The 26844-nt window shown below is 36.8% G+C and carries 31 protein-coding genes and 1 tRNA gene (1 of these 32 cut by a window edge); 9 read left to right on the forward strand and 23 right to left on the reverse strand.

The window, feature by feature from the left end; genetic code table 11:
* The 3 genes from HMPREF9096_RS0108765 to HMPREF9096_RS04020 form a co-directional block, all read right to left on the reverse strand.
* Positions 1–32, reverse strand: a tRNA-OTHER gene (locus tag HMPREF9096_RS0108765); it reaches 43 nt to the left of the window's first position.
* 103 nt (positions 33–135) lie between these two features.
* Positions 136–270, reverse strand: coding sequence for a hypothetical protein (locus tag HMPREF9096_RS09465; RefSeq protein ID WP_032803432.1), 135 nt, complete (start codon positions 268–270; stop codon positions 136–138).
* A gap of 5 nt (positions 271–275) precedes the next feature.
* Positions 276–992: a hypothetical protein gene (locus HMPREF9096_RS04020; RefSeq protein WP_009500550.1), complete on the reverse strand. Its 717-nt coding sequence runs from the start codon at positions 990–992 to the stop codon at positions 276–278.
* 79 nt (positions 993–1071) lie between these two features.
* On the opposite strand from HMPREF9096_RS04020, the gene HMPREF9096_RS04015 reads away from it, so the two are divergent.
* A complete protein-coding gene (locus HMPREF9096_RS04015) occupies positions 1072–1644 on the forward strand; it encodes a DUF1439 domain-containing protein (RefSeq protein WP_009500551.1) in 573 nt (190 codons plus the stop codon).
* 110 nt (positions 1645–1754) lie between these two features.
* On the opposite strand, the gene fabA is transcribed toward HMPREF9096_RS04015, so the two are convergent.
* Together fabA and HMPREF9096_RS04005 are read right to left on the reverse strand one after the other, a co-directional pair.
* Positions 1755–2288, reverse strand: coding sequence for a bifunctional 3-hydroxydecanoyl-ACP dehydratase/trans-2-decenoyl-ACP isomerase (fabA, locus tag HMPREF9096_RS04010; RefSeq protein ID WP_032803434.1), 534 nt, complete (start codon positions 2286–2288; stop codon positions 1755–1757).
* Between the two features lie 168 nt (positions 2289–2456).
* Complete coding sequence (locus tag HMPREF9096_RS04005; protein WP_032803437.1) at positions 2457–4232, reverse strand: Lon protease family protein; 1776 nt, start codon at positions 4230–4232, stop codon at positions 2457–2459.
* A 126-nt stretch (positions 4233–4358) separates the two neighbouring features.
* Here HMPREF9096_RS04005 and matP point away from each other — a divergent pair, with 126 nt between their 5' ends.
* A complete protein-coding gene (matP, locus tag HMPREF9096_RS04000) occupies positions 4359–4805 on the forward strand; it encodes a macrodomain Ter protein MatP (protein ID WP_005628871.1) in 447 nt (148 codons plus the stop codon).
* Positions 4806–4876: 71 nt separating this feature from the next.
* Here matP and cspD read toward each other — a convergent pair whose 3' ends face one another.
* The 5 genes from cspD to thiI all read right to left on the reverse strand — a co-directional run bounded on the left by cspD (position 4877) and on the right by thiI (position 7896).
* Positions 4877–5095, reverse strand: coding sequence for a cold shock domain-containing protein CspD (gene cspD, locus HMPREF9096_RS03995; RefSeq protein ID WP_009500555.1), 219 nt, complete (start codon positions 5093–5095; stop codon positions 4877–4879).
* Between the two features lie 144 nt (positions 5096–5239).
* A complete protein-coding gene (locus HMPREF9096_RS03990; protein ID WP_005628875.1) occupies positions 5240–5398 on the reverse strand; it encodes a YoaH family protein in 159 nt (52 codons plus the stop codon).
* Complete coding sequence (gene truC, locus HMPREF9096_RS03985; RefSeq protein ID WP_009500556.1) at positions 5391–6110, reverse strand: tRNA pseudouridine(65) synthase TruC; 720 nt, start codon at positions 6108–6110, stop codon at positions 5391–5393. The genes HMPREF9096_RS03990 and truC overlap by 8 nt, the downstream gene beginning before the upstream one ends.
* Positions 6104–6424 carry a YqcC family protein gene (locus HMPREF9096_RS03980; RefSeq protein ID WP_005637880.1) on the reverse strand — a complete coding sequence of 107 codons (321 nt, stop codon included), beginning with the start codon at positions 6422–6424 and terminating at the stop codon, positions 6104–6106. The genes truC and HMPREF9096_RS03980 overlap by 7 nt, the downstream gene beginning before the upstream one ends.
* Before the next feature lie 14 nt (positions 6425–6438).
* Entirely contained in the window at positions 6439–7896 is a 1458-nt protein-coding gene (thiI, locus tag HMPREF9096_RS03975; protein ID WP_009500557.1) for a tRNA uracil 4-sulfurtransferase ThiI, read from the reverse strand.
* A 147-nt stretch (positions 7897–8043) separates the two neighbouring features.
* Between thiI and xseB the strand changes: the two genes are divergently transcribed.
* Genes xseB through dxs form a run of 3 tightly spaced genes read left to right on the forward strand, consistent with a single transcriptional unit; the run spans position 8044 to position 11104 of the window.
* The gene (gene xseB, locus HMPREF9096_RS03970; RefSeq protein WP_005628882.1) at positions 8044–8283 is read left to right on the forward strand and encodes an exodeoxyribonuclease VII small subunit; all 240 of its coding nucleotides are present in this window, start codon (positions 8044–8046) and stop codon (positions 8281–8283) included.
* Positions 8283–9173 (forward strand): (2E,6E)-farnesyl diphosphate synthase, encoded by an 891-nt coding sequence (ispA, locus tag HMPREF9096_RS03965; protein WP_009500558.1) that lies wholly within the window; start codon positions 8283–8285, stop codon positions 9171–9173. Before xseB ends, ispA begins: the two co-directional genes overlap by 1 nt.
* 53 nt (positions 9174–9226) lie before the next feature.
* Positions 9227–11104: a 1-deoxy-D-xylulose-5-phosphate synthase gene (dxs, locus tag HMPREF9096_RS03960; protein ID WP_009500559.1), complete on the forward strand. Its 1878-nt coding sequence runs from the start codon at positions 9227–9229 to the stop codon at positions 11102–11104.
* 35 nt (positions 11105–11139) lie between these two features.
* On the opposite strand, the gene HMPREF9096_RS03955 is transcribed toward dxs, so the two are convergent.
* The 4 genes from HMPREF9096_RS03955 to rplM all read right to left on the reverse strand — a co-directional run bounded on the left by HMPREF9096_RS03955 (position 11140) and on the right by rplM (position 13241).
* Positions 11140–11592, reverse strand: a complete 453-nt coding sequence (locus tag HMPREF9096_RS03955) for a ClpXP protease specificity-enhancing factor (protein WP_009500560.1) — start codon at positions 11590–11592, stop codon at positions 11140–11142.
* A complete protein-coding gene (gene sspA, locus HMPREF9096_RS03950; protein WP_005633569.1) occupies positions 11592–12230 on the reverse strand; it encodes a stringent starvation protein SspA in 639 nt (212 codons plus the stop codon). The genes HMPREF9096_RS03955 and sspA overlap by 1 nt, the downstream gene beginning before the upstream one ends.
* 173 nt (positions 12231–12403) lie before the next feature.
* On the reverse strand, positions 12404–12796 hold the full coding sequence (gene rpsI, locus HMPREF9096_RS03945) for a 30S ribosomal protein S9 (RefSeq protein WP_005631594.1): 393 nt from the start codon (positions 12794–12796) through the stop codon (positions 12404–12406).
* 16 nt (positions 12797–12812) lie between these two features.
* Positions 12813–13241 carry a 50S ribosomal protein L13 gene (gene rplM / locus HMPREF9096_RS03940; RefSeq protein ID WP_005628896.1) on the reverse strand — a complete coding sequence of 143 codons (429 nt, stop codon included), beginning with the start codon at positions 13239–13241 and terminating at the stop codon, positions 12813–12815.
* Positions 13242–13551: 310 nt separating this feature from the next.
* On the opposite strand from rplM, the gene metF reads away from it, so the two are divergent.
* On the forward strand, positions 13552–14433 hold the full coding sequence (metF, locus tag HMPREF9096_RS03935) for a methylenetetrahydrofolate reductase (RefSeq protein ID WP_005631590.1): 882 nt from the start codon (positions 13552–13554) through the stop codon (positions 14431–14433).
* Between the two features lie 85 nt (positions 14434–14518).
* On the opposite strand, the gene bioD is transcribed toward metF, so the two are convergent.
* The 8 genes from bioD to rlmE form a co-directional block, all read right to left on the reverse strand.
* Entirely contained in the window at positions 14519–15247 is a 729-nt protein-coding gene (bioD, locus tag HMPREF9096_RS03930; RefSeq protein ID WP_009500562.1) for a dethiobiotin synthase, read from the reverse strand.
* A gap of 101 nt (positions 15248–15348) precedes the next feature.
* Complete coding sequence (locus HMPREF9096_RS03925; RefSeq protein WP_005631587.1) at positions 15349–15615, reverse strand: YcgL domain-containing protein; 267 nt, start codon at positions 15613–15615, stop codon at positions 15349–15351.
* Between the two features lie 75 nt (positions 15616–15690).
* Complete coding sequence (locus HMPREF9096_RS03920; RefSeq protein ID WP_009500564.1) at positions 15691–16158, reverse strand: hypothetical protein; 468 nt, start codon at positions 16156–16158, stop codon at positions 15691–15693.
* A gap of 218 nt (positions 16159–16376) precedes the next feature.
* Complete coding sequence (gene sixA, locus HMPREF9096_RS03915; protein ID WP_032803439.1) at positions 16377–16874, reverse strand: phosphohistidine phosphatase SixA; 498 nt, start codon at positions 16872–16874, stop codon at positions 16377–16379.
* 58 nt (positions 16875–16932) lie between these two features.
* Positions 16933–18267, reverse strand: coding sequence for a phosphoglucosamine mutase (glmM, locus tag HMPREF9096_RS03910; protein ID WP_009500566.1), 1335 nt, complete (start codon positions 18265–18267; stop codon positions 16933–16935).
* Positions 18268–18304: 37 nt separating this feature from the next.
* Positions 18305–19132, reverse strand: a complete 828-nt coding sequence (gene folP, locus HMPREF9096_RS03905; protein ID WP_009500567.1) for a dihydropteroate synthase — start codon at positions 19130–19132, stop codon at positions 18305–18307.
* A gap of 123 nt (positions 19133–19255) precedes the next feature.
* Positions 19256–21148 (reverse strand): ATP-dependent zinc metalloprotease FtsH, encoded by a 1893-nt coding sequence (gene ftsH / locus HMPREF9096_RS03900; protein WP_009500568.1) that lies wholly within the window; start codon positions 21146–21148, stop codon positions 19256–19258.
* An 89-nt stretch (positions 21149–21237) separates the two neighbouring features.
* Entirely contained in the window at positions 21238–21867 is a 630-nt protein-coding gene (gene rlmE / locus HMPREF9096_RS03895) for a 23S rRNA (uridine(2552)-2'-O)-methyltransferase RlmE (RefSeq protein ID WP_005637911.1), read from the reverse strand.
* Positions 21868–21993: 126 nt separating this feature from the next.
* Here rlmE and yhbY point away from each other — a divergent pair, with 126 nt between their 5' ends.
* Positions 21994–22293 carry a ribosome assembly RNA-binding protein YhbY gene (gene yhbY, locus HMPREF9096_RS03890; protein WP_005628915.1) on the forward strand — a complete coding sequence of 100 codons (300 nt, stop codon included), beginning with the start codon at positions 21994–21996 and terminating at the stop codon, positions 22291–22293.
* A 38-nt stretch (positions 22294–22331) separates the two neighbouring features.
* Here the strand turns inward: yhbY and greA are convergent, their stop codons facing one another.
* The gene (gene greA / locus HMPREF9096_RS03885) at positions 22332–22808 is read right to left on the reverse strand and encodes a transcription elongation factor GreA (RefSeq protein WP_005637913.1); all 477 of its coding nucleotides are present in this window, start codon (positions 22806–22808) and stop codon (positions 22332–22334) included.
* Between the two features lie 163 nt (positions 22809–22971).
* On the opposite strand from greA, the gene dacB reads away from it, so the two are divergent.
* The gene (dacB, locus tag HMPREF9096_RS03880; protein WP_009500569.1) at positions 22972–24411 is read left to right on the forward strand and encodes a serine-type D-Ala-D-Ala carboxypeptidase; all 1440 of its coding nucleotides are present in this window, start codon (positions 22972–22974) and stop codon (positions 24409–24411) included.
* 185 nt (positions 24412–24596) lie between these two features.
* The gene (locus tag HMPREF9096_RS03875; protein ID WP_009500570.1) at positions 24597–26813 is read left to right on the forward strand and encodes a TonB-dependent siderophore receptor; all 2217 of its coding nucleotides are present in this window, start codon (positions 24597–24599) and stop codon (positions 26811–26813) included.
* Positions 26814–26844 lie beyond the last annotated feature (31 nt).

A 26844-nucleotide genomic window follows, 5' to 3' on the forward strand; every position in this document is an offset into this window, starting at 1 on the left:
CCCGACGAGCTACCAAGCTGCTCCACCCCGCGTCCGAAACATGAGGTGCATTATAGTGGTAAAAATTTAAAATGCAAGAAGTTTTACTAAGTTCCTTAAAAACTTTACTAAAACTTACCGCACTTTTCATCATCACTAGAATCGAATACCAGAGCCAATCCCTAGTCCTAATCCAACGCCGTTACTTCCGCCACCAGCGCTGACGCCACCACCTACAGTACAAGCAGCTAATATGCTTGATAATACAATAATAAAAAGTGTTTTCTTCATCATTTTTACTTTATTAATAAAATTTCAAATAATCGATAAACGGCAATTAAGTCTGTCTTTGCAATAGGTTTAAAAGGTAACAAAAGATAGTAAATCCAGAGAAAACGCTGCAAATATATAATCATATTATGCCAATTTTGTACCTCACAATGTGCTTTATAATACAATGCTACTTTTTGAATAAAATCATCTGAAATATCTTCTTCTCGACATAAACTATCAAAGAAAAATAGCATATCTCGAACGATTAACCAATTTTGATTTTGACTACTTGAACGAGATTCAAAATCAAGAAAAGTAACTTTTCCCTTATCCCAAGTAATATCTCGAATAGCAGGACGACCATGCACCAGATTTTTAGTATGTAAATCAATCAAAGCGAGACAAGCGTCATAAATAATCGAAAATTTTTGCTGATCATCTATCTTCTTATCACATAGCCATTGTGATACAGTGGCTCCCGCATCTTCCAAAACAAAAAAATCCTCATCATGATAAGAGACTATTGGAACAGGTGCATTTTTTTCAGCAAGATTTAACAAAGTTTGTAGTTCATTTTTAAAAGATTGCTTCGGATACGGTTTCAATAATAACCAAATCCCTTTCAATTTTTCAGGTTGCTTCAACCAAAATTTCTTGCCTTCATATTGAAAAGGATAAATTCTTTCATCACGATGTGCTATAACTAATTGGTTAACATATTCTTTAAATTCAGGGCTCATTACTACATCACTCCATTGCTATTTGTGGTATATTTATCCACTATTTTTATTTTGCTTTTAACTTAACTAAAAATTAAATATGAAAAAAATTAAATTATTATTTCTTACGTTAACGTCTATTTTAACTTTAACGGTATCCCCTAATATATCGGCTTCACCTTTTTCAATAACTGAATATCAAATTAATCAATATCTACAAGAGAAAGGCGCTATTGAGGATAAATTTGGCTTACCAGGATTATTTTTTCTTGATTATCAAGTAAGAAATTTGAGTACCCAAATTGGGCAAACTAATGATAAACGTGTAGAAATGAGCGGTACTTTAGAGGGTTTATTTCAATTTGGCAATAAAAAATTGCCAGGAAAATTAAATCTGACCTTCGATACAATTCCTTATTATAATCCCGAAGAAGGCGCGGTTTACTTAAAGAAAATGCGTATTTTACGTTGGTCAGGAGAACCACAGCAATATATGCAACAAATGCAAACAATCATGCCTTTTTTAAATGAGAATGTCGCTAAATTACTGGAAAATATTCCTGTTTATACATTAGATAAAAACAATATGCGTGATGTGCTTATAAAAAAATTTGCTAAAGAAATCCGTATAGAAAAAGGACAACTTTCCTTAGAGACTAGCATGTTCCAATGACCTTTATATGATGTAATTGAACGTTGCTTATTGATAGAAGGATAAAAAAAGTGCAGTGAAAATCTAAGAAAAATTTTCACCGCTCTTTTGTATGAATTAATAAAGAAAAATTAAAATGCTGAGGTATCTTGGAATAGTCCAACTTTTAAATCTGTTGCTGTATAAATAACGCGGCCATCAACTTCAACTTCACCATCAGCCATTCCCATAACTAGTTTACGATTAATTACTCGTTTCATATGGATTCGGTACACCACTTTTTTAGCTGTTGGCAAAATTTGTCCTGTAAATTTTACTTCACCAACCCCTAATGCTCTGCCTTTTCCTTTGCCACCAATCCAGCCTAAATAAAACCCAACAAGCTGCCACATAGCATCCAATCCCAAACAACCTGGCATTACTGGATCGCCAATGAAATGACAACCAAAGAACGGCAATTCAGGTTTAATATCAAGTTCGGCTTCAATATATCCTTTACTAAAAGCACCTGTATCCTCATTCATTTCAATAATGCGATCCATCATCAACATGGTTGGAGCGGGTAATTGTGGCCCTTCTTTGCCAAATAATTCGCCACGACCTGACGCGAGCAAATCATCATAAGAATAGCTACTTTTTTTATTAGGTGTACAAGTGTTTTGCATTTTAGGTTCCTTTATATATGATAAATTCAGTTTTAAACTGATATAAAACATTCTAAAGAGAACATATCAAAGTGTAAATAGCTAACACTTGTTCGCAAAACTTGTCGGAGCAGTCACTTTGATAGATTATAGAAGAAATAAAAGCGAACAAATGTTCGCTTTTATCTATTAAGGGCGGAAGAAATTCCAAAAACCTTTTCTTTCTGAATCAGCTCTCCCCTCAATTCGACGTTGAATAAGACGAGATAAAGGCTCAGTTTTTTCTGTATAATCTTTGTTTTCATCTAGCAAATCACGATTAAATAATAATTCGCAAGCTTGATAAATATCTTCTACAGGATAAATAAAAAATTCACCATTTTTTACCGCACTTTTCACTTCATCAGACAAACTCAGTTGCTGAATAGTCGTCATTGGAATGATTACACCTTGCTTTCCAGTTAAACCACGACGTTGGCAAATAGTAAAAAAGCCTTCAATCTTATCATTTACCCCACCAACAGAATGAACAAGTCCAAATTGATCAATCGATCCTGTAATTGCGATATTTTGAGGCAAAGGCAAATCGGCCAAAGCACTTGCAAGCACACAGAAAATCGCCAAAGATGCACTATCACCATCAATTTCACCATAAGACTGTTCAAACACTAATGAGGCAGAAAATGGCAATTGCGATGGCAAATCTAATATATTGGAAAGACAAGCTTGCGCAATCATCATGCCTTTACCATGAATATTTCCCGCTAGTTCATTTTTTCTTTCAACGTCGATCACTTCCCCTTCGCCGAATTGCACAATACAACTAATACGCGAAGGTTCGCCGAAACATACGGGCGTACCAGGATATTCAATTACTGAAAGGCCATTAATTTGCCCAACAATTTCTCCTTGAGTTTCGACATAAACTTGCTCATTTAAAATATCGGCATAAGTTTGTTCTTTTAGGAAACCATATTGCGCCAATTTTTGTTGAAAAATATCCTCAAAATCCTCCGCACTTAATGCTGTTTTTTCTGCAAAAGTTGAGGCATCTTGTAATATTTCTTTTAATTTTAGAGGAGATGCATTAATTAAAAAGCGATCTTCACTTTCACGAACTAATAATTGATAGAGTTTATTTAACGCCGAAAAATCTAGCTCAATATTTTGCTCTTGAGCCATTTGTTGTACATAACCCGCCCACGTTTTTTGTTCCTCCACTTCAGCCACAGAAACATAGCTTTCAATTTCAGCATAATCGGCAAAAGAATAAAGGTTTTCTTCTAACTCAGCCAAAGTGGCTAATTCAGTACGATTACCAAGTACAATCACTTTTAAGTTCAGCGCATAGCCTGGTATATCACAAGGTAAATTTTTAAATGGATGGGCTGAATACCAATCAAAAGTTTGGGTTTGCAGAATTTGTTTTAATCGCCCCCATAAATCAAATTGAGATAACAATGTTGCCGCACTTAAAATCAAAACACCACCATTAGCTTTATGCACTAATCCTGGCACTAATTGAATATCTTGTGAACTTGGATGAATCCGAAAACTACCAAAAAGCTGGAATTGATCGCAATACAATGCGCTTAACGCCTCACCTTGACTGGCAAAATTATCATCTAAAGATTTTGCTGGCTCAGTATAAACATGAGGAAAAGAAAAAGAGTCGCCTTGCTCTATCACATAATTCACACCGAAAATTGACCGCTCTTTGTGATGGTTTTGCGATATAAAATTTTGTAATAATTCCGCATATTCAACCGGCTCACCTACTTTCATCATCAATAAGGAACGCGTTGGATGGCGTAAAAATAAATCAATAGCCTGCGTGGCATTCGATTGTAATGTCCAGAAATCCACTGGTTCTAAAGGAAAATCTTGAATTGCCAAATCAGGTTGTAATGCCTGCCAATTTAAAGATTGCTCAATAGCTTGTTGTTGAGAAAATAATGAACTCACGGCTGGTCTCTTTCTAGAAAAATTAGCCACATTATCGCATATTTAATAGCCTTGTGAAAATCCACTAGAAAATCAGCATAAAAACACGTATATTAATGCAGTTACGACGTCACTCAATGATAAAAAATGAAATACCAAAAACTCGAAAATCAAGAAGCAAATTGGAAATGGATTTACCTAATTCGTAAACATCGCGAAGGGGAAAACATTACTCGTTATGAAGAACGAAGTTTACAAGAAGCTAAAGCCCAAGAATTATTAGAATCCCAAAATTATCCAGAAAAAATTGAAGAATGGATTAAGAATCATCTTTCTCCAGCCTTACCAATTAAGCTTGATCAAGCTATTCGTGCACGCCGTAAACGCTTTTTTAATGGTGAAAAACAACATACCAAGAAAAAATCCATTGATTTGGAATATGCGGTTTGGCTACGTCTTTCTAAATATTCTCGAAAAATGAAGATGACGCTTTCGGAAACAATTACCTATATGATCGACGAAAGAGAAAGCAAAGCACAATTTGAAAATCAAATGGCAGCAATGAAAACTAGTTTAAAGAATTTATTAAAATAAAAAAGACAAGCTGCAATTCTTGTCTTTTTGAGTTAGGACTAATAGAGAAAAAATTTAGAGTATTCGCATTATTACTCTTGATTATCCACAAGTGGAATTATTTTCGTGGCATGAGATCCTTTGTCTCCGTGGATAACTTCAAATTGCACCTTCTGACCTGCTTTTAATGAACGATAACCATCCATTTCAATCACTGAATAATGTGCAAAAATATCGGCATCCACGCCTTCTGCGGAAATGAAACCAAATCCTTTTGCATTATTGAACCATTTCACAACACCAACTTCCATAAAAGACCTCTCTAGGCTTCGCCTACTAAAACAATAAATCAATAAGACTCTCGCCTTATCACCTCGCATGGACATTATATTCAAATATTTTGATCGGTTATGCAATCAGCAATATTCAAAAATGATAAGTAGATCACAAAAAATTTAATTTTCTGGAGTTTTTTTATCATTTTTATGAATTTCTCGTAGTGCTTTCGCCACTATTTGAATCGCTTCTCCACTACTAATCCCTTTTGCCATAAGTTCTTGAATTTGTTCAACTGCTTTTTGTTGCTGTTCGTGTGTTAAATTAATATCAAACATTTTCCCATCCAAATTGATTCATTAATTGATGCCATTGTTCATCTAAACCTGCTGTAATTGTTATTTGCTCTTTCGTTATTGGATGAATAAATGACAAACTATTAGAATGTAAAAATAACCGAGAACAGCCAAGATGCAAGGTTAACACACGATTTTGATGCAAATCACCATATTGTGTATCCCCTAAAATTGGGTGAAAAATATGTTTCATATGGCGACGTAATTGGTGTTTTCTGCCTGTATGAGGAATTAATTTAACTAAAGAATAACGTGTCGTTTGGTAACGCCCAGCAGGATAAGGCATTTCGACTATTTTTAATCCTTCATAATCAGTAATCGCTTCTTGAGGCTCTTTATCTTCTTGAGAAAATTTATCTGCGATTTTATCTAATTGAATTTTTAGTGGATAATCTATCCGCTCTTTTCCCTGTAGATACCCTCGTACTACAGCCAAATAAGATTTCTGAACGCACTTTTGTTCAAACTGTTCACACATTAAATTCGCAATTTCACTGCTTAATGCAAATAACAACACGCCAGATGTCGGTCGATCTAAACGATGAATAGGAAATACATGTTGGCCAATTTGATCTCGCAAGGTTTGCATCACAAATTGAGTTTCGTGAGGATCTAACCAACTGCGATGAACCAACATTCCTGCAGGCTTATTCACCGCAACGAGAAACTCATCTTGATATAAAATTTCTAACATTCTTTCTTGTTCAGAAGTTCTTCTAAAGCAACCAAAGGAATTAATAGTTGTTGTAAATCATCAAATTCCTTCATTGCTTCTTCAATATAAGGAGAAATAGCAATTTTATTTGGTAAAGTAGCACCGCTTTCTAACAATGCCTGCATGCGTGGAATAAATACCCACTGTAGCCACTCTTCGGCAGACATCGTATCAATTGAAAAAGGCTCTTCACTTAAAAATGCCTCTGCAGCAGGGGGCATCGTTTGCCATAAATTAAGCTGCTGCATGGTAATTTGAAGCTGTTCAAGATGCTGTTTAGTTTGATTACGCATATTTTATGTCCTAATTAATGAATGTTTTTTGCAAATACACGCACATTTGAGAAACCATTTTCTTTCAAATATAAGACTTGTAATTTGCTCATCACACCACGTTCACAATACAACACGTAATTTTTACTTTGATCAAGGCTACCAAATTGAGAGGAAAGTTTGTAGAACGGCATTTGAATGACTTCATGTGTATCCGATTCAAATGGATTTTCATCCGTTTCTTCTGGGCTACGAATATCCAAAATTACTTCATTTTCACCTAATACAGAAATTGCCTCGACTTCCCCCACTTCTTTTTCTGTTTCTTCTGCGATCTGGCGAATATCTAAATATTTCGCATTTTGCACCGCACTTTCAAGAATCTCAAAATTAAAATGCCCTTCTTCTTCTATAATCTTTTCACGAACAGCTTTGATCGTAGGATTTTTTGAAATCACCCCACAAAATTCTGGCATAGATTTTGCAATATCGTCAGTACCAATTTCTTTCGCCATCGCGATAATCTGTTCTTTATCATGCGTAATTAACGGGCGTAATACTAAGGCATCAGCGGCTTCATCAATCAAGCGTAAATTGGTTAAAGTTTGGCTAGAAACTTGCCCTAATGCCTCCCCTGTCACAATCGCTTCAATATTAAAACGTTGAGCGACTTTACTTGCTGCTCTCACCATCATCCGTTTTAATACAACGCCCATTTGGCCGTTATCGACTTTCTCTAAAATCTCACCGACAACCCCCTCAAAGTTAATCGCAATAAAGCGTACTTTATGTGAAGCGCTATAGCGTTGCCAAATATGATAAGCCATTTGTTTAACGCCAATTTCATGGGCTGCGCCGCCAAGATTAAAGAAACAATAATGAACTCGAGAACCACGACGAATCAACATGTAACTCGATACACCTGAATCAAATCCCCCTGAAATCAAAGAAAGCACATCCTCTTGCGTCCCAATCGGATAACCGCCAATCCCTGCGTGACGTGCTTTAACTAACATCATTTTGTCATCTTCAATATCAATACGAACTGTTACATCTGGATTTTTTAACCGCACTTTTGCGCTTTCAATATGTTGATTTAATCCACCGCCGATATAACGTTCTGCTTCAATCGAACTAAATTTATGTTTTCCCTTACGTTTTACTCGAACGCAAAAGGTTTTGCCTTGAAGTTGTTGCGCGACATCAGCAAGCGTCAATTCAAAAATATGATGTAAATCGGTAAACAGTTTTTCTTCAACTTCTAAAAAATGATGAATACCGGGAATACGTTGTAACAAGGCGATTAATTCTTCACGATTTTCTTCATTTTTTGACCGCACTTCAATGTAATCCCAGTGACGCACAACTGCAGTTTCTTCATCATATTTCTGTAAAATATTGCGGATATTAGAGGTTAAAATTTTTGCGAAACGTTTACGCACAGTTTCGCTCTTAATCATGATTTCAGGAAAAAGTTTAACGATAAATTTCATATGAATAGCTTGGGTATTTAAAGTGGCGAGTATTTTACGCAAAGATAGTGAAAAGTCCACTGGTCCTAGCTTGAAATAATTTTTTAACAACTCAAGTAAAATACAGTACAATGGCAAGCAATTTTTACCGTGAAAAAGGATAATTCCATGGCGCGTAAACCCGCATCTTCGCAAGATTTTGAGACAACATTAGCGCAGTTAGAAAATATTGTTACACATTTAGAAAATGGCGATCTGCCGTTAGAAGAAGCGTTAAAAGAATTTGAACAAGGTGTGCAACTGGCTAAGTTAGGGCAAGAACGTTTACAACAAGCAGAACAACGTATTCAGATCTTATTGCAAAAAACTGAAGATGCCCCACTGAATGATTATGAAGGGAATGCTTAATGGGTAACTTTTCTGAAGAATTACAGCAGGTTCAAACTCGTATCAATCGCTTTTTAGAAGCCCAATTTGAGGGTATTGCAAGTTATAATGCACCTTTGCTTGACGCGATGAAATACGCATTATTACTTGGTGGTAAACGGGTTAGACCTTTTTTAGTTTACGCAACAGGTCAAATGCTTGGGGCTGAGAAACAAACCTTAGATTACGCTGCCGCTGCTATTGAAGCCATTCATGCCTATTCCTTAATTCACGATGATTTACCTGCAATGGATAATGATAATTTGCGTCGTGGGCATCCTACTTGTCATATCCAATTTGATGAAGCTACGGCTATTCTTGCGGGCGATGCGCTGCAAAGTTTTGCTTTTGAAATGTTAACTAAAACGCCAAATATTTCTTCTGAACAAAAACTGGCTTTAGTTAAAATTTTAGCTCAAGGCTCTGGCGTACAAGGAATGTGCTTAGGGCAAAGTTTAGATCTTATCTCTGAACATAAACAAATTAGTTTAAGCAAATTAGAATTAATCCATCGTAACAAAACGGGCGCATTGCTGATTGCCGCATTAAAATTAGGTTTTATTTGTTCTCCGCATTTTGCCGACAAAAGGTTAGAACAATCCTTAACACAATATGCGGAAGCCATTGGCTTAGCCTTTCAAGTTCAAGACGATATTTTAGATATTGAGGGTGATAGTGCAGAAACTGGCAAACAAGTCGGCGCGGATCTTGATTTAGATAAAAGTACGTATCCAAAATTACTTGGATTAAGTGGCGCAAAACAAAAAGCGCAAGATCTATATCAAAGTGCTTTGTCTGAATTAGAAAAAATTCCTTTTGATACGACCGCACTTCGTGCATTAGCTGAATTCATTATTACTAGAAAAAGTTAATACCAACCGCATCAATGCTGACAAAGTGCGGTTAAAATTATAACGTTTTTAAAATGACTAACAATATGAACAATTACCCCTTATTATCTTTGATTAATTCACCAGAAGATTTGCGTCTTTTAAATAAAGAGCAGCTACCACAACTCTGCCAAGAATTACGTGGTTATCTTTTAGAATCTGTTAGTCAAACTAGCGGGCATTTAGCATCAGGTTTAGGCACTGTAGAGCTAACTGTTGCACTACATTACGTGTATAAAACACCATTTGATCAGTTAATTTGGGATGTTGGACATCAAGCTTATCCCCACAAAATTTTAACCGGTCGTCGAGATCAAATGTCCACAATTCGCCAAAAAGATGGTATTCATCCTTTCCCTTGGCGTGAAGAAAGTGAATTTGATGTATTAAGTGTTGGCCACTCCTCTACTTCTATTAGTGCTGGATTAGGTATTGCTGTCGCCGCAGAGCGAGAAAATGCTGGTAGAAAAACGGTATGCGTCATCGGTGATGGCGCAATTACTGCAGGAATGGCTTTTGAAGCGCTGAATCACGCAGGTTCTGTTCACACTGATATGTTGGTCATTTTAAATGACAATGAAATGTCTATTTCAGAAAATGTTGGCGCGTTAAATAATCACCTTGCTCGTATTTTCTCTGGTTCTATCTACTCCACATTACGAGATGGAAGTAAAAAAATTCTCGATAAAGTTCCACCTGTAAAAAACTTTATGAAAAAAACTGAAGAACATATGAAAGGAGTGATGTTCTCGCCAGAAAGTACATTATTTGAAGAACTCGGTTTTAATTATATTGGCCCAGTGGATGGGCATAATATTGATGAATTAGTGGCAACACTTACGAATATGCGCAATCTGAAGGGACCACAATTCTTACATATCAAAACGAAAAAAGGTAAAGGATACGCGCCAGCAGAAAAAGATCCGATTGGTTTCCACGGCGTACCAAAATTTGACCCAATCAGTGGTGAATTGCCTAAACACAATACTAAACCAACTTATTCGAAAATTTTTGGTGATTGGCTATGCGAAATGGCAGAAAAAGATTCCAAAATTATTGGTATCACACCAGCAATGCGTGAAGGTTCTGGCATGGTGGAATTTTCTCAGCGTTTCCCAGAACAATATTTTGATGTAGCGATTGCAGAGCAACACGCCGTTACGTTTGCCACTGGACTTGCTATTGGCGGATATAAACCCGTAGTTGCGATTTACTCGACATTTCTACAACGTGCTTACGACCAATTGATTCACGATGTTGCTATTCAAAATCTGCCTGTATTATTTGCGATTGATCGAGCGGGTATCGTAGGCGCTGATGGTCCAACACACCAAGGGGCATTTGATCTCAGCTTTATGCGTTGCATTCCCAATATGATCATCATGACGCCAAGTGATGAAAATGAATGCCGTCAAATGCTCTATACAGGTTATCAATGTGGGAAACCTGCGGCAGTGCGCTATCCTCGCGGAAATGCCATTGGTGTTGAACTAACACCTTTAGAAATACTTCCTATCGGTAAATCACGTTTAATTCGAGAAGGTCAAAAAATTGCGATTTTAAATTTTGGTACCCTGTTACCATCTGCTTTAGAGGCTGCAGGAAAACTCAATGCAACAGTTGTCGATATGCGTTTTGTGAAACCGATTGATATTGAAATGATTAATGTGCTTGCACAAACTCACGATTATTTAGTCACATTAGAAGAAAATGCAATTCAAGGTGGAGCTGGATCTGCTGTAGCGGAAGTACTAAATTCATCTGGAAAATCAACCGCACTTTTACAGTTTGGTTTGCCAGATTATTTTATTCCACAAGCAACACAGCAAGAGGCATTGAAAGATTTGGGATTAGATTCAAAAGGAATTGAAGAAAAAATTCTCAACTTTATTGCAAAACAGGACAATTTATAAAAATAAACGCGACGATAACTTCATCGCGTTTTTTCTTAATCAACAATTCTTAAATGAGAAGCTGATTTTGTTTTCTTTTTTTCTTCTCGTTTTTTAGGACTCTCTACAGCCTCATGAAAACCTGTTGGTTGTTCAGTATCTGGCTCAGAATTAAGTTCATCGTAAATCTCCTCTGGCTCAAACATCACGCCATCACCATTTTCACGAGCATAAATCGCAAGCGCTGCGCCCATTGGAATATACAATTCACGAGAGACACCTTTAAATCGGGCATTAAACTGGATGAAATCATTTGTAAGTTGTAAATTTCCCGTAGCATTGGCAGACAAATTCAATACAATCTGTCCATCTTTTACATATTCGACAGGAACATTGACGCCTAAGTAAGTCGCATCAACAACTAAATAAGGCGTGAAACTATTATCTACTAGCCAATCATAATAGGCGCGTAATAAATAGGGACGCTTAGGGGAAGCTTTGTATTCCATTATTTATCATCCATTAAATTTTTTGGTGCAGCTTCACCTACAGACTGCAAAAATGAATCTCGACTAAATACACGATCCATATATCCCTTAATCGGTTTACTACCTGGACCTGTAAATTCCACACCTAAATGTTTTAATTTCCATAATAATGGCGCAACATAACAGTCCACTAAACCAAACTCTTCATTCATGAAATAAGGCGTTTGCTGGAAAACTGGTGTAATCGCTAAAAGTTCTTCTTTTAATTGTTTGAGTGCTTCAGCTTTTTCACTTTCTGTACCATTTTCTGCTTTCTTGAGAGTTGGATACCAATCTTGTTCAATTCGTAACATCAAAAGACGATCTTTTGCTCGAGAAACTGGATACACTTGCATTAATGGTGGATGCGGAAAACGCTCGTCAAGATATTCCATAATAATTCGTGAACTAAACAAAACAAGATCACGATCAACTAACGTAGGCACCGTAGCATACGGATTTAATTCCATTAAATCTTCTGGTAATGCTTGCAAATCAACTTCTTCGTTCTCATAAAGTACACCTTTTTCAGCTAAAACAATTTTTACCTGATGACAGTAAATATCATCTTTATTTGAAAAAAGGGTCATTACTGAACGTTTACTTGATGCGCTGGACATTTATTCCTCCGAAGATCCAAAAATATTCTATATTTTATAAGGGGTGTGTATTCTACCACAAAGCGTAAGTCATTTGCCAAACAATTCTTTTTTATTGTTTTATAATCAATAAGTTAGATAACAAAAAAGCAGAGATTTCTCTCTGCTTTTCTTTTTCGAAACAAAAATAAAAATTAACGTTTTGAGTATTGTGGACGACGACGTGCTTTGTGTAAACCCACTTTTTTACGTTCAACGCGACGTGCGTCACGAGTAACGAAACCAGCTGCACGAAGTGCTGGGCGTAATGTTTCATCGTATTCCATCAATGCACGAGTGATACCGTGACGGATTGCACCCGCTTGACCAGAAATACCACCACCTTTAACAGTAATGTATAGGTCTAATTTATCAGTTAATTCAACCAATTCTAATGGTTGACGTACTACCATGCGCGCAGTTTCACGGCCGAAGTAAACGTCTAATTCACGTTGGTTGATAGTGATTTTACCACTGCCCGGTTTGATAAATACACGAGCTGAAGAGCTTTTGCGGCGACCTGTGCCGTAGTTTTGATTCTCTGCCATTTTCTAAACCTCGTGATTAAATATCTAATACTTGTGGTTGTTGTGCAGCGTGTTGGTGTTCAGCACCCGCGTACACTTTCAATTTACGGAACATTGCACGGCCTAATGGACCTTTTGGCAACATACCTTTAACCGCAATTTCAATCACTGCTTCAGGACGGCGAGCGATCATTTCTTTGAAAGTCGCTTGTTTAATACCACCTACATAGCCAGTGTGCCAGTAGTAAAGTTTATCTGTTTCTTTACGACCAGTTACTGCCACTTTGTCTGCGTTGATAACGATGATGTAATCACCAGTATCTACGTGTGGAGTGTACTCAGCCTTGTGTTTACCACGAAGACGACGTGCTAATTCAGTCGCTAAACGACCTAAAGTTTTACCTGTCGCATCTACTACGTACCAGTCGCGTTTAACCGTTTCTGGTTTTGCTACAAAAGTTTTCATTAATTAATTACCAAAAATTAGTTTGATACCCAGTGTTCTTATGAACACAACCATTGATCTTAATCGCCACCCCTTCGAGTGAGATCTCGATAAAATAATGTACGATGGGAATTCGCACATTTACAGGGTCGGTGTATTATACATATTTATTTCATTAATGCTAATTTTTTATGCAATATTTTAGTATTTTTGCTGAAACCTATTTACATTAACTAAATTAATGTTTTTAATGAATTTATTAAAATTGACTCATACATAAAGTTATTTTATTGTTAACTCAAATATCATCATACTAGCTATAGGAATTTTTATGAGCTACGCTAAAGAAATTGACACGCTTAATCAGCACATCGCTGACTTTAATAAAAAAATTAATGTTTCTTTTGAATTTTTCCCACCCAAAAATGAAAAAATGGAAACGCTTTTATGGGATTCGATTCATCGTTTAAAAGTGTTAAAACCGAAATTTGTTTCTGTTACTTACGGCGCAAACTCTGGCGAGCGTGACCGCACTCATGGTATTGTAAAAGCAATCAAACAAGAAACTGGCTTAGAGGCTGCTCCGCATTTAACTGGTATTGATGCCACACCTGAAGAATTAAAACAAATTGCTAAAGATTACTGGGACAGTGGTATTCGTCGCATCGTTGCGTTACGCGGTGACGAACCCAAAGGATATGCTAAAAAACCATTTTATGCGTCAGATCTTGTGGAACTACTCCGCTCTGTCGCTGATTTTGATATTTCTGTAGCAGCTTACCCAGAAGTTCATCCAGAAGCAAAATCAGCACAAGCAGACTTGATTAATTTAAAACGTAAAATTGATGCAGGTGCAAATCATGTTATCACTCAATTTTTCTTTGATATTGAAAGCTACCTACGTTTCCGTGATCGTTGTGCATCAATTGGTATTGATACTGAAATCGTGCCGGGCATTTTACCTGTAACTAACTTTAAGCAATTACAAAAAATGGCTTCTTTCACTAATGTGAAAATTCCTGCATGGCTTGTTAACGCTTATGAAGGATTAGACGATGATCAAACTACTCGTAATCTTGTAGCGGCTAGTGTTGCGATGGATATGGTGAAAATTTTATCTCGCGAAGGCGTGAATGACTTCCATTTCTATACGCTAAATCGTAGTGAATTAACTTATGCAATTTGTCATATGTTAGGTGTAAGACCAGAATAACTTAAAGATAAGATATCTTTCTTCCATGAAATAAGGGCGTTATTTACGCCCTTATCTAAATATAAAAAACTTTAACCGCACTTTATTATTTGACTAACTCTGTTTGCATATACATTAATCGATCAATATCCGTCAAATAATGTCCCAATTCTTGCTCTTCTGCTTTATGCAAATAAGGAATTTTACCTAAAAGTGGAGCATCAATATGCTCAACAAGCAAATCAACAATTTCTGCATAATGGCTTAATAATGGATTAACACGGTTAGCTATCCAGCCCAATAGAGGCACACCTAGCTGTTGAATCGCTTGCACAGTCAACAACGCGTGATTCACACAACCATCTTTAATACCAACCACAAGAACTACAGGCATTTTTCGTTGAGCAACCCAATCAGCAAAACTTTTTCCTTCCGCCATTGGAGTCATTAAACCAAACGAGCCCTCAACCACCACAGACTGATAATTTTGATTTAATCGAGTTAAATCATGATTAATTTTATCTAACTTAATACGCGTCCTATCTTGTGTCAGCATCGGTGCGCTATGGCTAAAGGTATAACTATTAATATCCTTGTAGGACACATTTTCTTTTGTTGAATCCATTAATGTTAATACATCTGAATTTGATAAATTATCATAATCTGATGTATTTTCTTCTTGCATCGCAGGGTAAATACTTTCCTCACCGCAACAAGCAATGGGTTTATACCCAACAACTTGCACACCTTGCTTTTGCAAGGCTTGAATAATCGCGCGGGTTGCCGTGGTTTTTCCCACATTTGTATCTGTCCCCGCAACAAAAAAGCTACTCATTTTTCTCTCCTTTAAAAAGTGCGGTGGATTTTAAAAGAATTTTTCCTTTAAAAATTTGAGATAACGCAAATTTTCTCTTTTTCGTATCAAAAATAAACAATTTATTTGATCTCACTCAAGCTATTAAATAAACCATCATCTTGTTTTGGTATTTGCAAATAAAATCCTTGTTGTTTAATTTTTTCCAATACCTCATTACTATCTACATTATGTAGCGGTTTGCTCCCAAGTAAATTAAACATCATGACTAATTCTGGTTTTCCAAAGTGGCTCAGTAACACTTCTGGCACTTGAGAAAAATCCTCTCTTTTCGCAATATACAGATAACTTCCCGGTTTCTTTTTACTTTTATAAATTGCACATAACATATTTTGTTTTCCTAAATAAAAAATCCCTATTAAATTTCTTTAACAGGGATTTTATCATTTAAATTGATTAAAGCATTATTTTGCAGCTTCTTTTACTGCATCAGCTGCTTGAGTTGCTTTTTCAGAAACTGCATCTTTAACTTCAGTCATTTTAGAAGTAGCAGCATCTTTCATTGCATCCATTTTTGATGATGCTGCGTCTTTCATTTCATCAATTTTAGAGGTTGCAGCATCTTTCATTTCGCTAACTTTAGCTGCTGCAGCATCTTTTACTTGTTCAACTTGTGCCATTGCAGCATCTTTAACTTCAGCAGCTTTATCTACTGCAGTGTTTTTCACTTCAGTTGAAGCTTGTTTAGCCGCATCTTTAACATCAGCAACAGCATTAGTTGCTGCGTCTTTTGCTTCAGAAACCATTGATGTTGCCGCTTGTTTAGCTGCGTCAACTTTTTGTGCAGCTTCTTCTTTATCGAAACAACCAGTTACCGCTAAAGCTGAACCTAAAACTAATGCTAGTGTTAATTTTTTCATAATTTTCTCCATAGAATAAATCTCGATTACGGCAAAGCCCTATTGCTTTGATAGGGCGTAGTTTACGGAAATTTTATTAAAAGAAAATAGCTAATACAAAAATTTACATTTCTGATAAATAAACAAGTGCAAAAAGAGCATTAACATATTGATATTAAATATATTTTAAAAAGTTCCATAGAAAAACTTTATTTTTTGTAAAGAAATGTATATGAATATATGTTTTAGATTTAATCAATCTTATGAATTTCTCTAGATGCTTGATGTATCAATATTTCTGATTTATTACCATCCCATAATAATTGAGCAATCGTTGCAGGATAAAATGGTATTGGATTTCGTTTTCCATACAGTTCAGCAACGATTTCTCCCACTAAAGGTAAATGAGAAATAATCAACACAGATTTAACCCCATCATGTTTCAGCACTTCTAAATAATCAATGACTGAATGCGCATGGCCATAAGGGGTTATTCCTTCCCAAGTTTCAAATTTATTTTCTAATACAAAATCAAAAGCTTGATTAACTTGATGAAAGGTTTCTTGAGCTCTGACATAAGGGCTCACTAAAATACGGTCTAGTGAATTAATTACTAGCGTACTTAAATACTGTTTTAACCATTCTCCTTGAGAAAAAGTTTGTTTAATACCATAGGCAGTTAAGCGACGAGCTTTATCACTATTAGCTATTACTTCAGCCTCTCCATGACGCATAATAAAAATATTCATTTGCTTTCCTAAGTATTTAATAAAAATAAACCGCACTAAATAAAGTGCGGTTAAAAAATTAATGCGATTTAACTGCTTCTGCAATTTCTTCTGCACATTGTTGTGCTAGTTCAGCGTCTTGGCATTCCACCATAACACGAATAAGTGGTTCCGTACCCGATTTACGCAATAAAATACGACCTTTGCCTTCTAAACGTTTTTCAACGTCTACGGCAACAGATTTTACGGCATTACTTTCAAGTGGATTTTCCCCGCCTGCAAAACGTACATTGATTAGCACTTGAGGGAATAATTTAACCGCACTCGCTAATTCATTTAATGATAATTTATGCTGAGCCATCGCCGCCAATACAGCTAATGAAGCAATAATGCCATCACCCGTTGTATTCTTATCCGCAATGATAATATGACCTGAATTCTCACCACCAAGCGTCCAATCGTTTTCAACCATTTTTTCCAATACATAACGGTCACCCACATTTGCACGTAAGAAAGGAACGCCAAGCATTTTCAACGCAATCTCTAAGCTCATATTACTCATTAATGTGCCAACGACACCGCCTTTTAATTGACCTGAGCGCAATGCTTCACGCGCAATAATAAAGAGAATTTGGTCGCCATCGACTTTATTTCCTAAATGATCGACCATCATAATGCGGTCACCATCACCATCATAAGCTAAGCCAACGTCAGCTTTCATTTCAACTACTTTGGCTTGCAATGCTGTCACATCAGTTGCACCACATTTTTCATTAATATTCAAACCATTTGGATCCGTACCAATTTCAATGACTTCCGCACCTAGCTCTCTCAATACATTAGGCGCAATATGGTAGGTTGCACCATTTGCACAATCTACCACGATCTTATAACCTTCCAATCCTAAGTGTGCAGGGAATGTGCCTTTACAAAACTCAATGTAGCGTCCTGCCGCATCATTAATACGGCTTGCTTTACCTAATTCGGCAGATTCCACACAATCCATCGGTTGCTCTAACATCGCTTCAATGGCTTCTTCAATTTCATCAGGTAATTTAGTGCCTTTTGCTGAAAAGAATTTAATGCCATTATCATAATAAGGATTATGAGAGGCTGAGATCACAATACCCGCTTCAGCACGGAAAGTTCTGGTTAAATAAGCAATGGCAGGTGTAGGCATAGGGCCAGTAAATGCAGCAGATAACCCCGCAGCAGCTAAACCTGCTTCAAGGGCTGATTCCAACATGTATCCCGAAATTCGGGTGTCTTTACCGATTAAAACCATTTTCGAACCTTGAGAAGCCAACACTTTTCCCGCGGCCCAACCTAATTTTAATGCGAAATCTGGTGTAATTGGATAAGTGCCCACTTTTCCACGTACACCATCTGTTCCAAAATATTTACGATTTGCCATAATAAAATTCCTTTAATTTTTTATAGTTATAAAACCATCAGGCATTTTCTGTTGCCTGCCAAACTCTGAGCATATCTGATGTTGCTGCAACATCATGTACGCGTAAAATTTTTGCACCTTTTTGCGCTGCAATAAGCGCACCTGCCGCACTACCTATCACTCGCTGATCGACGGGTTTATCAAGCACAGCGCCAATCATTGATTTGCGAGATAATCCCGCTAACACTGGATAGCCTATCTGACAAAATTCATTCAGATTTTTTAATAATTGATAATTATGCTGTACAGACTTACCAAAACCAAATCCCATGTCCCAAATTAAGTTTTCTTTTTTAACACCAGCAGAAAGACATTCATTGGTACGTTTCTGTAAAAAAGCGAATACATCTTGTACAACATTCTCATAATGAGGATTTGCCTGCATCGTTCTAGGTTGACCTTGCATATGCATAATACAAACAGGTAAAGCTAGTTTTACTGCGGTTTCTAACGCATTTGGCTCTTGCAAAGCACGAATATCATTAATCAAATCCATTCCAACACTTGCCGCTTCACGCATCACAACTGCTTTTGACGAATCGACAGAAATCCAGCAATCAAAACGGCTTCGCACCGCCTCCACTACTGGCACAACACGATGCAATTCTTCTTGTTCAGATACTTCATCTGCATTAGGGCGCGTAGATTCACCACCAATATCAATAATTGTCGCACCTTCTTCCAACATTTTTTCAACTTGAAAAAGCGCTTTATCCAAGCTAAAAAACTGTCCGCTATCAGAAAAAGAATCAGGCGTAAAATTAAGGATCCCCATAATTTGAGGCACGCTTAAATCAAGACATTTATTGTTCGCGTAAAGTTTCATAAAGTGCGGTAGATTTTTAGATTAATTTTAGTCGAGCGATTATAACGGAATACACTGAAGAAAAAAATCATTAGGGAAAAATAAAGCCTTTCCGAAGAAAGGCCTTGTTGATTAGATAGTTGATTAGGAATTAGAATCTACCGAATTTTCACCCGCACTTTGAGCATTATTGCTATTTACATAAGCAGCTTGCCCAGTGTGCTCTTCCCATCCTGATGGCGGAGTGACTGGTTCACGATTCATCAATTGTTTGATTTGTTCTTCTTCAATAGTTTCATATTTGACTAATGCATCTTTCATCGCATGAAGAATATCCATATTGTCGATCAAAATCTGTCTTGCTCTCGCATAGTTACGATTTACAATTGCACGAACTTCTTCATCAATTGCATGAGCGGTTTCATCTGACATATGTTTTGCTTTCGCCATTGAACGGCCTAAGAAAACCTCGCCCTCATCTTCCGTATAAAGAATCGGACCTAATTTGTCAGAGAATCCCCATTGCGTCACCATATTACGCGCGATATTAGTCGCTACTTTAATATCATTTGATGCACCCGTTGAGATATTTTCTTCACCATAAATCAAATCTTCTGCCAAACGACCCGCATACAAGGTAGAAAGCTTACTTTCTAATTGTTTTTGGCTAATACTAATTTGATCACCTTCAGGCAAGAAGAATGTCACACCCAACGCACGACCACGAGGAATAATAGTCACTTTGTGTACAGGATCATGCTCAGGAACTAAATAACCTACAATCGCATGACCTGCTTCATGATAAGCTGTCGACTCTTTTTGCTTATCTGTCATAATCATGGTACGACGCTCTGGCCCCATATTGATCTTATCTTTCGCTTTTTCAAACTCAAGCATGGTGACCATACGTTTATTCACTCGAGCAGCAAATAAAGCAGCCTCATTCACTAAGTTTGCTAAATCTGCACCAGAATAGCCCGGCGTACCACGCGCTAATGTCATTGCATCAACATCTTGTGCTACAGGCACTTTGCGCATATGCACTTTTAAAATTTGCTCACGACCTTTCACATCAGGCAAACCAACAACAACTTGTCGGTCAAAACGGCCTGGACGAGTTAAAGCTGGGTCAAGTACATCTGGGCGGTTAGTCGCTGCAATAACAATTACACCATCATTACCGCTAAACCCATCCATTTCAACGAGCATTTGGTTTAAGGTTTGTTCACGTTCATCATGTCCACCACCTAAACCTGCACCGCGTTGACGCCCCACCGCATCGATTTCATCAATAAAGATTAAGCAAGGTGCATTTTTCTTAGCCTGTTCAAACATATCACGTACACGAGATGCGCCAACACCCACAAACATTTCTACGAAATCAGAACCAGAAATAGTGAAGAATGGAACTTTTGCCTCTCCTGCTATAGCACGAGCAAGTAAAGTTTTACCAGTACCTGGGGGACCAACCATCAAAATACCTTTTGGAATTTTACCGCCCAAGTTTTGGAATTTATTCGGATCACGTAAGAAATCAACGATTTCGCCCACTTCTTCTTTTGCTTCATCGCAACCTGCGACATCCGCAAAAGTCACCTTAATCTGATCTTGATTCAGCATTTTGGCACGGCTTTTACCAAAGCTCATTGCTTTGCCACCACCGCCTTGCATTTGGCGCATAAAGAATACCCATACACCAACAAGGAATAACATTGGGAACCAAGAAATTAAAATTTGGGATAAGAAACCACGTTTTTCAAATGGCGTACCTTCCACTTTCACTTTTTTGCTTAACAAGTCATCAAGCAATTTTTTATCTTCAAGTGGCGGCATTACGGTTGAATATTTAGAACCATCCGTTTTCGTTACCGTAATTTCATTGGCATCAAAACGCGCTTCTGTCACTTGTCCATTGCTGACATCGTAAACAAAGGTTGTATAATCAGTAGAATTATCTACCGAAGAGGAATTAAAACTCTGGTATGCTGTCATCATAATGACTGCCACTACCACCCAAAGCACCAGATTTTTGACCATATCGTTCAAAGTCTAACCTACCTTTCCTAAGTTAAAAAATTTTTTACAAGATACTACACATCATTAGCGATGAAAAGCTATCAAAGCAATTAACCTTTATAGCCTGTCGCCACAATATATACTTCACGAGAGCGTCCGCGTGATGCTTCAGGCTTACGCACTTTCACCACATTAAATAAAGAACGAATTTCTCTTAAATATTCATCAAAGCCTTCACCTTGGAAAACTTTAACAACAAAGCTTCCTTTGGTTGCCAAGACCTGTTTACACATATCTAAAGCAAGCTCGACCAAATACATTGCGCGTGGAATATCCACTGATGGCATTCCACTAAAATTGGGTGCCATATCAGACATCACAACATCAACTTTATCTTCGCCTACGCGCGCTAATAAAGCATTCAAAACATTTTCATCACGGAAATCGCCTTGTAGAAAATCAACGCCTACAATGGGATCCATTTCCAAAATATCACAAGCAATCACTCGACCTTTGCCACCAATTTGCCCCACCACATATTGCGACCAACCGCCAGGTGCTGCACCAAGATCGACCACAGTCATTCCCTGTTTAAATAATTTATCTGTTTGCTGAATTTCATCAATCTTAAAATAAGCACGTGAACGCAACTTTTGTTTATGCGCTTTTTGCACAAATTGATCACTAAAATGCTCATTTAGCCAGCGAGAAGAACTCGCTGAACGTTTTTTCTTTCCCATAATCTTCTATTTTTGGTAGTAGTTTTGCTTATATTTGGTTACAATCTGCCGAATTCAAGCCGAGGCTGATTGAAATCAGTGAAAAACATTGAGAAAATCAACCGCTCTTTTTAATTAGGAATCCTTATGACAACCTTATCAACCAAACAAAAACAATTTTTAAAAGGTCTTGCTCACCATCTTAACCCAGTCGTTATGCTTGGTGGAAATGGCTTAACCGAAGGCGTACTGGCTGAAATTGAAAATGCACTTAATCATCACGAACTTATTAAAGTAAAAGTTGCTGGTGCAGATCGCGAAACAAAACAACTTATTATCGATGCGATTGTGCGTGAAACTAAAGCTGCACAAGTACAAACTATCGGGCATATTTTGGTGCTTTATCGCCCAAGCGAAGAAGCAAAAATTCAGCTTCCACGCAAATAACAACAAAAGTGCGGTCATTTTTAACCGCACTTTTTTATTTAAATATAATTCACTTCAATAATATCAAACTCAACGACACCGCCAGGCGTTGTAATATTAACGGTATCATCTAATTCTTTACCAATTAAACCTCGCGCAATGGGAGAATTAACCGAAATCAAACCAGATTTAATATCAGCCTCATCATCGCCCACAATGCGATAAGTGACTTCTTCGTCTGTATCCGTATTTACAAGCACAACTGTTGCACCAAAAATAACTTTACCGTTATTTGGCATTTTTGTTACATCAATAATTTGAGCATTACCAAGTTTACCTTCAATCTCTTGAATACGGCCTTCACAAAAACCTTGTTGCTCACGAGCCGCATGATATTCTGCATTTTCTTTTAAATCACCGTGCTCGCGGGCTTCTGCTATCGCTTTAATAATTTCTGGACGACGTACATTCTTTAAGAAATCCAATTCTTCACGTAATTGTTCTGCGCCACGCACAGTCATTGGAATTTGTTGCATTGTTTTTCCTTTTACTAAATAAAACAAAAACCACGACAAAATCCTAAAATCTTGCCGCAGTATTATTAAAAATAAACTTGAAATGAGAAAATGATTTACTCAATTTCATTCAGGGCTTATTATTGTTCGTCTAAAAAAAAATAGCAACCATAACAAACCTAATATGAAAAAATTATCTTCAATTTCCACCGTACTTGGATCCTTTTTACTTTCCATAAGCTTTAGCCTTCCAACCTTCGCAAACATTAATGTTTCAGACTTAATACAAAAACTGCCTGAAGGCTCTAGCGTAGGTTTCATCGCAAAAAATATAAATCAAAACCAAATTATTGCGGATTATAATGGTTCAACCTTTATGCTTCCTGCGAGCACACAAAAAGTTTTTACAGCTGTTGCCGCTAAACTTGCATTAGGTGATCAATTCCAATTTGAGACCGCTCTTTTGAGTAATGGGAAAATTCAAAATGGGAATTTAGAGGGTCACTTAATCGTGCGTTTCACAGGCGATCCAGATCTCACAAGTGGCCAGCTTTATAGCTTACTTGCAGAATTAAAAAAACAAGGTATCAAAAAAATTAATGGCGATTTAGTATTAGATACCTCTGTTTTTTCCAGTCACGACCGGGGATTAGGTTGGATTTGGAACGATCTCACAATGTGTTTCAACTCTCCGCCATCCGCTGCGAATATTGATAACAACTGTTTTTATGCAGAACTAGATGCCAATCAAAATCCTGGTGAAACAGTAAAAATCAATGTGCCTGCACAATTTCCAATTCAAGTGTTCGGACAAGTCTATGTAGTGGATAGCAATGAAGCGCCTTATTGTCAGCTCGACGTTGTTGTACACGACAATAATCGCTATCAAGTAAAAGGATGTTTAGCCCGTCAATCTAAACCTTTTGGCTTAAGCTTTGCTGTGCAAGATACGGATGCTTATGCGGCCGCGATTATTCAACGTCAATTAAGACAATTAGGTATTGAGTTTAATGGCAAAGTCATGTTGCCACAGAAACCACAACAAGGTCAGCTATTAGCGAAACATTTATCCAAACCATTACCAGATTTATTGAAAAAAATGATGAAAAAATCGGATAACCAAATTGCCGATTCATTATTCCGAGCAGTGGCATTCAATTACTATAAACGCCCAGCATCCTTTCAATTAGGTACATTAGCGATTAAATCCATATTGCAAAAACAAGGAATTCGTTTTGGTAACAGTATTTTAGCCGATGGTTCGGGTCTGTCTCGCCATAATCTTGTAGCACCTAAAACGATGCTGTCCGTTTTAGAATACATCGCTAAAAACGAAGATAAATTGCATTTAATGGAAACTTTTCCCATCGCAGGTGTAGATGGCACGATCAGTGGTCGTGGTGGATTAATTAGCCCGCCATTAGTCAAAAATGTGATTGCTAAAACCGGCTCTTTGAAAGGGGTTTATAACCTAGCCGGATTTATGACAAATGCTCGAGGGGAAAAAGTGGCCTTTGTACAATTTATTAATGGCTACTCAACAGGCGATTTGGAAAGCAAAACCAAACGAGCCCCATTAGTACAATTTGAGAGTGGCTTATATAACGAAATCTATAAATACTAATAAAGCCTTCTAAAAAACACCGCACTTTGCCATCCAAAGTGCGGTGTTTTTTTATAGCCTTTTTAAAAATACTATTGATTAATGCAATACCATTAAATAATAATAATTTTCATTGCTTGAATTGTTATATTTTTTTATACTCGCCACTCTTTTTTAACCTAGATTTAACTTTTGGGAAGCAATTTATGAATTTTAAATTAAGCTTAGTTTACACCGCACTTTTTGCCGGAGTTTCTGTTTCTGTGTTAGCGGAAACACAACATAAAGCTAGTACTGAAACGATTGAACAAATTAATGTTCAAGATACAGGTATTAAACAAAATGGCTATCAAACGACAGGAACATCCGTCGTATCAAAAGCTGAAGTACCAGTATTCGACACGCCAAACACAGTAAATATTCTTTCGACCAAACTACTAGAAGATCGCAAATCTGAATCACTTATTGATGCGCTTTATAACGTCAGTGGTGTGAGTCAAGCGAATACGCTAGGAGGTATGTTTGATGCCATCCAAAAACGTGGTTTTGGTGGAAACCGCGATAACTCAATTATGCGTAACGGTTTACAAGCCGGCCCAGCTAAAAACTTTAGCGCGACAACTGAAACCGTTGAAGTTTTAAAAGGACCTGCATCTGTACTTTATGGTATTCAAGATCCAGGTGGTGTAGTTAATATCATTACTAAAAAACCACAACAAACGCCACGTTATGTTGTTGGTGGAACCTTAGGTAATCATAGCCTCTGGGGAACACAATTAGATTTCACTGGTGGTTTGGGAAATGGTTTTGCTTACCGCTTTATCTATGACAAACAAGAAAAAGACTACTGGCGTAATTTTGGCAAAGTGAAAAATACGACTTACGCACCATCACTTTCTTGGGAAAATGATAAAACTAAAGTGCTTCTTTCTTATGAACACAAAGATATTCTTGAGCCATTTGATCGTGGTACAAATCTTTTAACAGCAACTAATGCATTACCAGATATTCCTGTATCGCGTCGTTTAGATGAACCAAATAATGAAACAACCGCAAAAACCGATAACATTGATTTTAAAATTGAGCACAAATTAAGTGATAGTTGGAAATTAAATGCTGCTTATAGTTATTCTCGCTATAAATATTTTTATAACCAAGCTCGTATTAAAGATATAAATGTTTCAAACTTTGATTTACCAGAAAAACGTAATAAACAAGGCAAAGTTACAGCTCTTAAATTAAAAGCTCGTAGTGCTACTCGAGATATTGAACAACAAATTGGAGATCAACAAATCCATAGCATTTCTGTAAATGCTGTTGGAGAATTTGCTATCGGAGATATTGCAAATCGCCTAGTTGTTGGTACAGATCTTATGAGAAATAAAATGGATTTGGGACCAATTTATAACACTAGAAATATAAATGATGGAAAGATTATCAATATTGATAACCCAAATTATACAAATCCAGTAGCGTTCAAGAAAAATGAAAATAGTAACGCCTACCAATTTAATCACCTAAAAACGTTAGGGCTTTATATTCAAGATACAGCATATATCACTGATAATTTTATTATAACAGGCGGTCTTCGTTATGAATATTTTGATCAAATTGTTGGTCGCTCAACATTAAATAACACTAGAAGTGGATATCTAGCTCAAAAAGATGGGAAACTTCTCTATCAATTAGGCAGCGTATACAAATTTACTCCAAATATTGCAACATTTTTTAACTATGCAGAATCATTCCGTCCTCAAAATAATAGAACACTTATTGTCAATGGAGAGCTTCCCGCTGAACAAGGTAAATCTTTTGAAACTGGTTTAAAATATGAAAACTCATATTTAAACGCAACTGTAGCTTTATTTGATATAAACAAGCGTAATGTTGCTGAAACAATTGAAGTAAATAATAAAAGTGAACTGCAAATTGTAGGTAAACAACGCTCTCGTGGTATTGAGTTTGATCTAAATGGACAACTTACAGACAACCTAAGTATTGCTGCAAACTACACTTACACAAAAGTAAAAACTTTAGAAAATAACAACAATAAGTTAGCTGTTGGTAAACAACTTTCTGGTGTACCAAAACATCAAGCTTCCCTATTCCTAGCTTATAACGTGGGTGAATTTGATTTTGGCAACATCCGTGTTGGTGGAGGCGCTCGTTATTTAGGTTCCTGGTATGCCTACAACAATACTTATACGAAAGCATATAAACTACCTCATGCCGTGGTATATGATGCCTTTATTGCTTACGATACTAAAATCTCTGGCAAGAAAGTGTCTTTCCAACTTAACGGTAAAAACTTAACAGATAAAACTTATTATCCATCCACCTCTGGTAATGCAACAAACACGTTAATCCCTGTTGCATTAGGTTATGGACGTGAATTTATCTTTAACACTAAAGTTGAATTTTAATTGAGTGCACAATAAGGGCGAATATTTCGCC

This window comes from Haemophilus sp. oral taxon 851 str. F0397 (assembly GCF_000242295.1).
Lineage (GTDB): Bacteria > Pseudomonadota > Gammaproteobacteria > Enterobacterales > Pasteurellaceae > Haemophilus.

Coding starts and splice junctions, on each gene's coding strand:
- HMPREF9096_RS04020 (WP_009500550.1), bottom strand. CDS start 992: ATGAGCCCTGAATTTAAAGAATATGTTAACCAATTAGTTATAGCACAT.
- HMPREF9096_RS09465 (WP_032803432.1), bottom strand. CDS start 270: ATGAAGAAAACACTTTTTATTATTGTATTATCAAGCATATTAGCTGCT.
- folP (WP_009500567.1), bottom strand. CDS start 19,132: ATGAAACTTTACGCGAACAATAAATGTCTTGATTTAAGCGTGCCTCAA.
- HMPREF9096_RS03980 (WP_005637880.1), bottom strand. CDS start 6,424: ATGCGTAATCAAACTAAACAGCATCTTGAACAGCTTCAAATTACCATG.
- glmM (WP_009500566.1), bottom strand. CDS start 18,267: ATGGCAAATCGTAAATATTTTGGAACAGATGGTGTACGTGGAAAAGTG.
- cspD (WP_009500555.1), bottom strand. CDS start 5,095: ATGGAAGTTGGTGTTGTGAAATGGTTCAATAATGCAAAAGGATTTGGT.
- rlmE (WP_005637911.1), bottom strand. CDS start 21,867: ATGGGAAAGAAAAAACGTTCAGCGAGTTCTTCTCGCTGGCTAAATGAG.
- thiI (WP_009500557.1), bottom strand. CDS start 7,896: ATGAAATTTATCGTTAAACTTTTTCCTGAAATCATGATTAAGAGCGAA.
- ftsH (WP_009500568.1), bottom strand. CDS start 21,148: ATGGTCAAAAATCTGGTGCTTTGGGTGGTAGTGGCAGTCATTATGATG.
- rplM (WP_005628896.1), bottom strand. CDS start 13,241: ATGAAAACTTTTGTAGCAAAACCAGAAACGGTTAAACGCGACTGGTAC.
- HMPREF9096_RS03920 (WP_009500564.1), bottom strand. CDS start 16,158: ATGGAGAAAATTATGAAAAAATTAACACTAGCATTAGTTTTAGGTTCA.
- rpsI (WP_005631594.1), bottom strand. CDS start 12,796: ATGGCAGAGAATCAAAACTACGGCACAGGTCGCCGCAAAAGCTCTTCA.
- sspA (WP_005633569.1), bottom strand. CDS start 12,230: ATGTCCAGCGCATCAAGTAAACGTTCAGTAATGACCCTTTTTTCAAAT.
- dacB (WP_009500569.1), top strand. CDS start 22,972: ATGAAAAAATTATCTTCAATTTCCACCGTACTTGGATCCTTTTTACTT.
- ispA (WP_009500558.1), top strand. CDS start 8,283: ATGGGTAACTTTTCTGAAGAATTACAGCAGGTTCAAACTCGTATCAAT.
- HMPREF9096_RS03925 (WP_005631587.1), bottom strand. CDS start 15,615: ATGTTATGTGCAATTTATAAAAGTAAAAAGAAACCGGGAAGTTATCTG.
- HMPREF9096_RS04015 (WP_009500551.1), top strand. CDS start 1,072: ATGAAAAAAATTAAATTATTATTTCTTACGTTAACGTCTATTTTAACT.
- greA (WP_005637913.1), bottom strand. CDS start 22,808: ATGCAACAAATTCCAATGACTGTGCGTGGCGCAGAACAATTACGTGAA.
- matP (WP_005628871.1), top strand. CDS start 4,359: ATGAAATACCAAAAACTCGAAAATCAAGAAGCAAATTGGAAATGGATT.
- metF (WP_005631590.1), top strand. CDS start 13,552: ATGAGCTACGCTAAAGAAATTGACACGCTTAATCAGCACATCGCTGAC.
- yhbY (WP_005628915.1), top strand. CDS start 21,994: ATGACAACCTTATCAACCAAACAAAAACAATTTTTAAAAGGTCTTGCT.
- xseB (WP_005628882.1), top strand. CDS start 8,044: ATGGCGCGTAAACCCGCATCTTCGCAAGATTTTGAGACAACATTAGCG.
- dxs (WP_009500559.1), top strand. CDS start 9,227: ATGACTAACAATATGAACAATTACCCCTTATTATCTTTGATTAATTCA.
- HMPREF9096_RS03955 (WP_009500560.1), bottom strand. CDS start 11,592: ATGGAATACAAAGCTTCCCCTAAGCGTCCCTATTTATTACGCGCCTAT.
- fabA (WP_032803434.1), bottom strand. CDS start 2,288: ATGCAAAACACTTGTACACCTAATAAAAAAAGTAGCTATTCTTATGAT.
- HMPREF9096_RS03990 (WP_005628875.1), bottom strand. CDS start 5,398: ATGTTTGATATTAATTTAACACACGAACAGCAACAAAAAGCAGTTGAA.
- HMPREF9096_RS03875 (WP_009500570.1), top strand. CDS start 24,597: ATGAATTTTAAATTAAGCTTAGTTTACACCGCACTTTTTGCCGGAGTT.
- bioD (WP_009500562.1), bottom strand. CDS start 15,247: ATGAGTAGCTTTTTTGTTGCGGGGACAGATACAAATGTGGGAAAAACC.
- sixA (WP_032803439.1), bottom strand. CDS start 16,874: ATGAATATTTTTATTATGCGTCATGGAGAGGCTGAAGTAATAGCTAAT.
- truC (WP_009500556.1), bottom strand. CDS start 6,110: ATGTTAGAAATTTTATATCAAGATGAGTTTCTCGTTGCGGTGAATAAG.